At 53.0% G+C, this 9,439-nt stretch carries 7 protein-coding genes and 2 tRNA genes; 1 reads left to right on the top strand and 8 read right to left on the bottom strand.

Features of this window, described 5'->3' with window-relative positions:
• Nucleotides 1-446: 446 nt before the first annotated feature.
• The 5 genes from RTK01_RS14200 to RTK01_RS14180 form a co-directional block, all read right to left on the bottom strand.
• Nucleotides 447-1,316 (bottom strand): hypothetical protein, encoded by an 870-nt coding sequence (locus RTK01_RS14200; RefSeq protein WP_312281599.1) that lies wholly within the window; start codon nt 1,314-1,316, stop codon nt 447-449.
• Between the two features lie 524 nt (nt 1,317-1,840).
• Nucleotides 1,841-1,916: transfer RNA gene (locus RTK01_RS14195), tRNA-Met, on the bottom strand.
• Nucleotides 1,917-1,942: 26 nt separating this feature from the next.
• Nucleotides 1,943-2,029: transfer RNA gene (locus tag RTK01_RS14190), tRNA-Leu, on the bottom strand.
• A 271-nt stretch (nt 2,030-2,300) separates the two neighbouring features.
• The gene (gene mnmA / locus RTK01_RS14185) at nt 2,301-3,377 is read right to left on the bottom strand and encodes a tRNA 2-thiouridine(34) synthase MnmA (protein WP_312281598.1); all 1,077 of its coding nucleotides are present in this window, start codon (nt 3,375-3,377) and stop codon (nt 2,301-2,303) included.
• 95 nt (nt 3,378-3,472) lie between these two features.
• Nucleotides 3,473-4,294 (bottom strand): ATP-binding protein, encoded by an 822-nt coding sequence (locus RTK01_RS14180; protein WP_312281597.1) that lies wholly within the window; start codon nt 4,292-4,294, stop codon nt 3,473-3,475.
• A gap of 544 nt (nt 4,295-4,838) precedes the next feature.
• Between RTK01_RS14180 and gap the strand changes: the two genes are divergently transcribed.
• Entirely contained in the window at nt 4,839-5,861 is a 1,023-nt protein-coding gene (gene gap / locus RTK01_RS14175; protein ID WP_312281596.1) for a type I glyceraldehyde-3-phosphate dehydrogenase, read from the top strand.
• A 40-nt stretch (nt 5,862-5,901) separates the two neighbouring features.
• Here the strand turns inward: gap and RTK01_RS14170 are convergent, their stop codons facing one another.
• The 3 genes from RTK01_RS14170 to RTK01_RS14160 all read right to left on the bottom strand — a co-directional run.
• Nucleotides 5,902-6,882, bottom strand: a complete 981-nt coding sequence (locus RTK01_RS14170; protein ID WP_312281595.1) for a PIN domain-containing protein — start codon at nt 6,880-6,882, stop codon at nt 5,902-5,904.
• Nucleotides 6,883-7,037: 155 nt separating this feature from the next.
• Nucleotides 7,038-7,577, bottom strand: coding sequence for a ribosome hibernation-promoting factor, HPF/YfiA family (gene hpf / locus RTK01_RS14165; RefSeq protein ID WP_312281594.1), 540 nt, complete (start codon nt 7,575-7,577; stop codon nt 7,038-7,040).
• A 164-nt stretch (nt 7,578-7,741) separates the two neighbouring features.
• A partial coding sequence (locus RTK01_RS14160; RefSeq protein ID WP_312281593.1) for a peptidoglycan DD-metalloendopeptidase family protein occupies nt 7,742-9,439 on the bottom strand: 1,698 nt, incomplete at its 5' end.

Below are 9,439 nucleotides of genomic sequence, written 5' to 3'. Positions count from 1 at the left end.
GGTGTTCAATGGCGCCTCTTTCTTCACGTTGGAGATGTTGACCACGCTTGCGCTGCGCTTGTAGTGTGGTATAATTTTGGCAGTCCATAGTGATTGCCCTCCTTTGGCAGATGGTTGTGTGAGAACGCCATTCTACCATTAGGAAAAATCACCATGGACTTTTCTTTTCAACTGGCCATCTTCATTTACAATTAACCATTTGAAAATAAAATTTTATTTTCGCCGGAGAAAGCCATTAGTGTGCGCTCCATATCAGGGCTTGCAAGAATGCTTTCGGATGTCCAGACTGCACTCAAGTAAAGAACAGATGACGTTAACGCAATCCTTATGCCTTTTAATGCAGCACAGGATAATATTTTACGTATTGTTTGTACACAAGATAATAATGTGCCTGAACCCCCATTACACGAATGGTTATGGGGACCCCATTATAACGGGAAAGAACGTTATTGCATTGGTAATGTAGAATATAACCTTTCACTTGAAAATGTTGAACAGTATTTGCTTGTATTGTATTCAAAACTTGGATTTTGGAGTTTTATTAGTCTTTTTCTACAAAAAGATTTTGCAGAAAAGATATAATCATTCAAAAACGTATTACATCCCTGAGCATTTAACTTATATTCCTCATAAGTGATCTGCCCCGCACTTTCGTTCTTCAGAGATCTACACCACTTCGCAGATCCAGATATAATGCTGCTTTTTAAATGGTAAAAAGAACAAACTCCTATTTCCCATGATTTTAATATTATAGGTCGGTTTAGACGCTGAGATGCCTTGTAGCTTCTTTTTCCAAAAAGATAGCTAGACCGTTTTTTGAAAGGAAATGTTTTTGTCATATAACTTATTAGCTTAGGAAGTGTCGCGGACAATTCAACATCTACACTACCATGTTTCCAGAAGCGGAGAATGCTTTGCGCCGCATCAGTTTCATCCCAAATATTACAAATAAGATGGTAATGAGGCAGACCGTCTTTTTGAAATTCAATTGTCAGAACATACTTAAAGTTAGAGTATGCTCGCCTCATCTGCTTGAGAAAATTATCTAAATAGTGATTTGCAGCGTCAAAGTCGAGCGTTCTGTCGGCAAATGTCAGCGTACAGAAACAACTTTCTTCGGGCTTAAAATTAATCTCAATGATAGCTTCGAGTTCTCTTCTCTTACGCAATTGATTATAGTGATATTTTTTATTTATCTCTATTTTATTATCCGACTTCATTAGGCTTAGCTGCTGAGCTTTTGACGTGTTGAGATTAAGCTTTTCAATTTGCGTGATGGTTACTTTCTCTCTGACAATGACCATTTTAGTGTACAAGGGATCCCTCCTTCCTAAAACCTAGAAAGAGGAGATGTGCTTGTGTTTTAAGAAAGGCCTTGTGCATCATGTTATACGTCTCCAATCAAAATTTTAGTGATTAGAGATACGTACATCCACGCCTTGAGACCTAATGAATCCAAAACTATGGGATGCCTTTTAACGGAAGCCAATGTAGTTGCCCTGAAAAGCAGGGTATACAGTACGGTTCTATACGCATAAATAACGCCTATGTAAAAAGGGGACGCATAGGATAGGGAAGAGGCAAAATTTTTTTGGGGTGCCATTTACCACACAATTTTCCGAATGTGCAAATCGTGCGCAATTTTTTACACACACCCACCGATATTAAACAACACTTACCAATATTTCATTAAATGGGCTCGTAGCTACTGGTGGCTGGTGCAAAGCTGCTTACCAGCCGGGGAGTACCACATTTTGAAGGAACCTATATAAAAACACTATATGTAGTATAAAAGTGCAAAAAAGGAAGCATCCTAACGATTGTTAGGATGCTTCCTTTATGGTTGCGGGGGCAGGACTCGAACCTACGACCTCCGGGTTATGAGCCCGACGAGCTACCAACTGCTCTACCCCGCGATATAAAATTGCGCTGCAAATACCAATGGTGCCGGTGACCGGACTCGAACCGGTATAACATCGCTGCCGGGGGATTTTAAGTCCCCTGTGTCTACCAATTCCACCACACCGGCAGATATCGGCAGAAATTAGAATACCACATAAAGCATCGGTTTGTCAACCCCTGTTTTAAAAAACCTTTTTTATATGGTGCGAAATTCCGCGCAATTTTTTATTCTGCTCTGCATATACTGGTCAGGATACGGATTTGAAAAGAGGTGGGTTATGCGTATGGACAGCTCCCAGACCAGCGATGTGGATGATCTCATTTACCAGGATATCTGGTTGACCAGCGACCGATAACAGGCGGGACGCAGACGCGCCCCGCCTGTTACTTTGTCAATTTTATTGTACGATGGTCCCGCCGCCCACCACCGTCTCCCCGTCGTAAAGCACCACGGCCTGTCCCGATGTAACGGCCCGCTGGGGCACGTCAAAGGTGAGCCGTAGGACCCCTCCTTCCAGCGCTTCCGCCGTGGCGGCAGACTCCTGCTGGCTATATCGGGTTTTGGCGGTGACACGCAAGGGCTTCGTGATCGCAGGGACGGAAATCCAATTCATGTTCTCTGCCGTCAGCACTCGGGTCCACAGGGCTGAATCCGGCCCAAGACGAATGGTTCCGGTGGCAGGGTCCTTGTCCAGTACATAAAGGGGCGGCTCAATGGATAGACCCAGACCCTTGTGCTGCCCCCGGGTATAGCGGACAAAGCCCTTGTGTCGCCCCAAGAGTTTCCCCTCCTGGTCCACAAAATCGCCGGTGGGAGAGGGGTGGCCGGTGGTCCGCTGAATGAAGGAGACGTAGTCGCCGTCAGGAGCAAAGCAGATGTCCTGACTGTCCCGCTTTTTGGCGTTTACCAGCCCGTTTTGCTCCGCAATTTCCCGGACCTCCGTCTTGTGTAGTGCTCCCAGAGGAAACAGGGTGCGGCTTAGCTGGTCCTGTGTCAGCATGTAAAGAAAATAGCTTTGGTCCTTGCTCCGGTCCACGCCCCGCTTTAAAAGCCAGCGACCCGTTGTCTCGTCTCGCTCCACTCGGGCGTAGTGTCCGGTGGCAAGAAATTCGCCGTGGAGTGCCAGCGCCCGTTCCAGCAGCGCGCCGAACTTCACGGAGCGGTTGCACTCCGCACAGGGGTTGGGCGTCCGTCCCGCCTCGTATTCCGAAATAAAGTCTGCGATGACCGTGCTGCGGAATACTTGCGAAAAATCAAACACATAAAAGGGAATACCCAGCCGCGCGGCCACTGCACGGGCGTCCTCCGCGTCTGCCAAGGAGCAGCAGGTCTTCTCCCGGCATTCGCCCAAATCCTCGTTGTGAAACAGACGCAGGTTCACGCCGGACACGTCGTATCCCGCCTGTTGCAGAAGCAGCGCAGACACGGAGCTGTCCACCCCGCCGCTCATTCCGAGAAAAACACTTTGACCCATGTAAAAATATCCTCCTTCGGCCCAGATTGCCGGGCCACAAACGCGCAAAAGGGGACCACTTCGGTCCCCCTTTTGCGTCGATAGACAAAGCTTCGTCAGCGGTTGCGAATGACAAACGCCTCTGTGGGCAGGGCGTCCGCCAGTCCCAAAAGGGCCTGATTAAAGCCGCCGGTGTAGTCAAACCGCGCGTCGGACAAGCCGCTGCGGTTTGCCCGACGGATGGGGAACCGTGCCGTAAACCGCGATCCCGTACCAAGCCGCGACTCCGCCGCCATTCTTCCGCCGTGATCTTCCACAATCCGAAGGCACAGGGGCAGACCCAGACCCAGACCGTGGGGCGGAGGGTCCCGTGGCTCCCGGCGGGAATAGTGGTCAAAAAGAGCCTTCATATGCAGGTCGTTGATGCCGCAGCCGGTGTCTTCCACATCCAGAATCGCGTGGTTGTCCGTGCGCCGCAGTGTCACAGTGACCGAGCCGCCGGCAGGAGTAAATTTAAAAGCGTTGGACAAGAGCTGGAACAACAACTGCCGGATGGAATCCGGGTCTGCCGCACAGATTAGCTGAGGAAGTGCGCAGTCAAATGTCAGCTCCAGATTCATCAGACGCGCCAGCCCCTCCGCCTCGTCGCAAACATCCCGGAGCAAGCCCGCCAGATCGCAGTCCTGCATGGATAAGGGGGTGTGGCCGTCCAGCCGCGCGGCGGCGGACAGGCAGTTTACCAGCCGCAGCATCTGATAATACTGCTGGTCCAGCCGGGCTGCTTTTCGGTCCAACTCCGGATCCTGCTCCCGGGCCTCTGCGGGGGCCAGCGCTGTGGCCGCGAGGTAAAGCCCACTAAGCATGCCGCGCAGTTGCGTTGCAATGGAGGGGAAGAGACTGGTTAACAGATGTGCTTCCTCACACTCGTAATTCTCCACAGCGTTCCTCCTTTCGGTGCCTGCGTTTATAAAGTATAGGGTTTGCAGACAGCCGGACCATAACCCCGGAAAACTCTGGGTTTTGCAATACGGCGGGCATTTTCTTTCTGTATTTCCTCAGAATATCAAAAAAAGGGTGCAAAAACAAGTAGTTTCCTGCTTTTTATTGAAAATTTCCTGCATTCGTTGGGGTTTGACAAATTTCGAGGGAGAAAAGAGAATGAAATCTTGTGGAAACCGCCAAGGAAACATTGGAAAAATACTACGTAATTTTGCGTATATAAAGGTTCACATTTCGGAAAAGCATGCTATAATACCTGTAAAGGATCGTTGGCGCCGGTTGAGACAAGCGGCGCTGATGCTTCCCGCCTAAGTTGGCATAGCCGCAGCGCGGCGGCCGCGTAGGCTTTGTGATTTCCCGACTTTCCGCCAAAGGCGGAGGGATGCGCATATTTCCCGGAAGGCATTTCCCGGAGCGAAAAGCGGGTACCAAAACGGCGCGGGGGCAGCGCCGCGAAAAATATGAGATCGGACGGTAAGGAACATGGCGATTAAGGTTGGAATCAACGGCTTCGGACGCATCGGACGAGTAGCGCTGCGGATTATGCTGGAGCGGGGCTGCAGCAGCTATCAGCTTTGCGGTATCAATCTGCGGAACGCGGATTTGGATTACATGGTTTATCAGGTGAAGTATGACTCGGTGTTCCGCACCTATCATGGGACGGTGGAGCACGATGACAGACACTTAATTATTAACGGAAAAAAAATCCGGATTTATTCCGAGAACGACGCAAGTCTCATTCCGTGGGACGACTGCGGCGCGGAGTACATCATTGAATCCACCGGCGTATACAATTCCACTGAGAGGGCATCCGCTCACTTTAAGGGCGGGGCGAAAAAGGTCATTCTCAGCGCGCCGCCGAAAGACGATATTACGCCTACCTTTGTGATGGGCGTGAACCATAAGAACTATGTTCCTGACGTGAACGTGGTGTCCAACGCCTCCTGCACCACTAACTGTCTTGCCCCCATGACCAAGGTGATTAACGACACATTCGGAATCGAGCAGGCGCTGATGAGCACCATCCACGCGGCAACTGCCAAGCAGAAGGCGGTGGACTCCCGCGCAGGCCGGGACTGGCGGACCGGGCGCAGTGTCATCGGAAACATCATCCCCTCCTCCACCGGCGCAGCCAAGGCCGTGGGTCTGGTCATTCCGGAGTTGACTGGAAAGATGACAGGCATGAGCTTCCGCGTGCCAACCAACGATGTGTCTGTGGTGGACCTGACCGCGCGGCTGAAGCAGCCCGCCAGCTATCACGATGTGTGCGTGGCCATTGAAAATGCCTCCCGCAACAGCATGAAGGGCATTATCTGCTATACCACCGATCAGGTGGTTTCCTCCGATTTGACCGGGTTTTCCGAAACCTGTATTTTTGACGAGACAGCGGGCATCATGCTGGACGATAATTTCGTCAAACTCATTGCCTGGTACGACAACGAATGGGGCTATTCCAGCAAGCTGCTGGACCTGATGGCCCATATGTACGAAGAGGATCATCGCTGAAAACAGCCGGGGGATGGAGCACTGCTCCATCCCCCGGTATTTATGCCTCTCCCGCCGGTTTTTCCGCGGCGGGCTTTTTCTTGCGCCGCCCGCCCCGATGAGCGGCGCGGACCAGCTTTACGGCGGCTTTGTCTTCTGCCGCAGGCGCGGTAGGCTGGGACTTCGGCGCAGCCGGAGCGGCAGGCTTGGGCGCGGGTGATGCCGTGGAAGCGGGGGCTGCGGGCTGATTGGGCTTCACAGAGGGCTGGGCCGCCCCCTTGGGGGAAGGCTGCGCCGCAGGCTTTTCCGGGCTTCCCCCGGCGGGCTTCATCTCGACGGGTTTTACCCCCGCGGACTTCACTTCTGTGGGTTTTACCTCACTGGGTTTCGCTTCAGCGGACTTGGCATCCGCGCTCTTGGCGGATCGCCGCCGCCCATTTCGACTCTTTTTTACCACTTTTTCTCCGGCGGAGGCTAACGGAAGCTTGTCCTCCGTGACGGAAGCCGCTGCTAATGCCGCCACAGGCTTTTCCTCTGCGGCAGGCTTGACAGGCTGAAACAGCCCCTGCAAGTGGTCAAAAGCAGCGATGCCCTGAACGTCGCCAAACTCCTGCTGTAAGGAGGCGCGCAGCTCTTCGGCGCTGGTGGCCCGCAGGAGATAAAACGCCTTCAGGCACGCGGCGATGGAGGGGCGCAGCGCCACCTCCCGAAATGCACCGGCATACCGCATCCGCAGGGCGCTCATAGCGGCCTCGTACCCCTTGTCCTGACTAATGACGTAGGCGCAGTCGGCCTCGCCCCGGCCCACCAGCACGCCCAGTTCCGTAATAATCTGGAAGTCAATGGAGTTCTTTCCGCCCTTCACGCTCTCCAGATACTGGATGCTGGCTTTGCTGCCCTTGCATAGCTCCTTGATCTTGCTGAGGGAAAGACCGGTCTTCTGATAAAAAATCAGAATGGAGTCTTCGGCTTTCAACTGGTCCGCACCTTGAAGGCCGGTGCCGATGTTGTTATCGCCGTCCACTAAAAAAATCATTTTCATAAAATTTATGAAACCTTTCTATTCACCCCTACTGGGGAAAAAACTTTAAAAATGCTGCAAATTACTTACTCAGTGTATACCGAAAAACAAAAAAAAGCAACCGGGCCGTTGAACGGCCCGGTTGAAAATCAAAAATTTTACAAATTACGGTACTTTTACTCTTCGCCGGTTTCAATCATACCGTAACCCTCGTTTTTGCGCCTGTATACAATGGACAGAGAATCGTCCTCCTCACTGCGGAAGACAAAGAAGGAATGGTCCAGCAGATTCATCTGCAAAATGGCCTCCTCCGGGCTCATAGGCTTGACGGCGAAGCGCTTGGTGCGGACGATGTTGAATTCCTTCTCCTCGGCGACGTCAAGCTCGTCGGGGGCTTCCGGGGAGAACCCTTCATTCCGCAGGCGTTTGGAAAGGCGGGTCTTATTTTTCAGAATCTGGCGCTCGATATAGTTGGCGGCGGCGTCAATGGCGCTGCGCATGTCGCCGTCCGTCTCCTGCTTCTGGGCGCGGAAAAGAGTGTTGCCGCCGCGAATCGTAATCTCTGCGGTGCATAGGTGCTCCTTCTCCACGGAAAACGTCACAAACGCGGTGGCTTCCTCTTGAAAATACCGGTCCAGCTTGGACAGTTTTTTCTCGGTATAGTCCTTAATGGAACTGTTCAGAGTGACCTTCTTAAACGCAAACGTACACTTCATGGATATCGCTCCTTTCGTATGGTGAAAAGAGAGACTCTCTCTTTGACCTAGTATAACACGTCCCGCCAAATTTGAAAAGTAAATTTTCCGTGACTAAAAACGCCCGATTTCGGAATGGACCGACAAAAAAAGTCCGACGCGTCAAAAGACGCGCCGGATACTTTTTATGGCAGGTAATTCAAGGGGTTGCGGGCCACGCCGTTGTACCGGACCTCAAAGTGGCAGTGGTTTCCGGTGGAATTTCCGGTGGAGCCCATGCGGGCAATCTGCTGGCCCTTGTACACATGTTGCCCGACGGAAACGACCAGGCTGGAGTTGTGGCCGTAATAGGTCACGTAGCCGTTGCCGTGGTTAATCTGCACCAGATAGCCATAGCCGCTCATCCAGCCGGCGTAGCTCACCGTGCCGCCGTCGGCGGCATAGATAGCGGTGCCGTACCGGTTGGCAATGTCGATGCCCTTGTGGTTTGTCGAGGCATAGCTGTAGCTCAAATTCCGATAGCCAAAGCGGGAGGTGATATTTCCGGAGCAGGGCCAGCGGAAAGAGCCGGTGGGCAGCCATGTGGGCCGGTCCTTGGTTCCCTGAAGCCGCTGTTCCGTGACAGGGTCCTTCAGAGTGACGGAGGAGAGAATCATCCGCTCCATCTCCTCGCCGTTGACATAGGTGACGTTGGCCACCACGTCGGCAGAGCCGTTTTCGCCGGCGGAGGTGACCTTATAGTCACCCTTGTAAAGGTCGGCGCTGTCGGTATATTCCACATCGAAGGGAATCGCGTCCATATATCGCTCCTGCTCCACCACGGTCATGGTGAGGTAGGGAACGGAGGCGGACAGGGTCAGCACCTCGCCGATGGACAGGCGGTTGATGTCATAGCCGGGGTTCAAAGCCAGAAGCTCGGAGGAGGTAAGCCCGCGGCTGTTGGCAATCTGGGACCAGGTATCTCCGCTTTTGACCTCGTAGGTCACCTCAGCGGTTTTGGTGCTGTACAGTGTTTCGGCCAGATATCCCAGATTCATGATGCTGTCGGTGGGCACGTAGCCGGGCTTGATTTCCACTGCTTCTTCAAATTCACAGGAAATAGTGTTTTCGTCGCTGATGCCGTCCTTGAGCTGCTTCAAAAGCTCGTCCAGAGCGCCCTTATAAGAGGTCGCGCCGATCAGTTCCCCGTCCACGTACAGAGAATAGCCGTAGGTCACAAGGCCGATTTCCTCGGAAAGGCCCTCTTCCAACTCATCAGAATCCACCACCTCGGACCGGGGCAGCAGAGAAGAGGAATATTGCAGCAGGCTTTCGTCAATGGCATAGCTGACGCCGATGGCCCGGGAGGTGATTTGCTCCAATTGGGTCTTGGCAAGGTTGGCGGCGGAATCGGACTTCACCGCGCAGATCTGCTCGCCATTGTAAATCACCGTGGTACCCACGGTATAGAGAGAGAAGAATACAAAGACCAGCGCTGCCGCACCTGTAACCGCCAAAAAAGGCAAGGGTCGGACCTTTTTCTGCCCGAACAGCCGCGAAAACAAAGACCGGATGGGGTCAAAACGCCCCGCCAGAAGCTGGCGCTGGCCCTTTTTGTGCTCGGTGAACCGGGTGGTCAGCAGCGGAGCCATGTTTCGGGCAAACAGCAAAAGCTGCACCGTCGCAAGATCGGATTCCGGGAACTGGCGGGCCTGTTCTTCCCGCACCAGATGGCGTGCCCGCCGGCGGAGCCGGCGGACGTTTCTGAAAAAGGCGGTCTTTTTCTCTGAGAGCAGCTCCCAAAGCAGCGCGGGAAGGGATTTTTCCTGAGTCGCTTCCCGCCGCCTGGATGTCCCCGCCGTAGGAGCGGCAGCCACCGCCGCCACCATAGGCGCCGAGGAGCG

Source organism: Oscillibacter sp. (assembly GCF_031978065.1).
Lineage (GTDB): Bacteria > Bacillota > Clostridia > Oscillospirales > Oscillospiraceae > Oscillibacter.
Note: the sequence above shows the minus strand (reverse complement) of the source record. Positions and strands in the feature narration are given on the sequence as shown.